Source organism: Frigoribacterium sp. AC759, from assembly GCF_979256015.1.
In genome coordinates this window covers 1-230 of sequence record NZ_CEEDMT010000227.1, presented here as the reverse complement: position 1 = coordinate 230, position 230 = coordinate 1, and the positions used below count along the sequence as shown (strand labels likewise).

Annotated in this window: 1 protein-coding gene; it reads right to left on the bottom strand. The window is 65.7% G+C overall.

Annotated elements, in window-relative coordinates; all coding sequences use genetic code 11:
• Positions 1–230, bottom strand: a 230-nt coding sequence (locus ACZ6JE_RS15765) for a DnaB-like helicase C-terminal domain-containing protein (RefSeq protein ID WP_464319563.1), incomplete at both ends; no start/stop codon positions are given.

Genomic DNA, 230 nt, shown 5'->3' with positions numbered 1-230 from the left:
CCACGAGCTTAAGGTTGTGCAGCTGCTTCAAGCGCCGGCACGTCGCGCGGCTCTCGACCAGCGTCATGTTCGGGCTGTCGTCGATGAACAGCGGCGCCTCGTTGATCCGCCCGCGCACCTGCGCGATGTTCGTCCAGTCACGCGCATCCACCGTGCCCGTGCGCATGTTCTGCAACGGCACACTCGACTCGGCCGACATCAGACGCATCGCGATCTCGCTGCGCCCCATC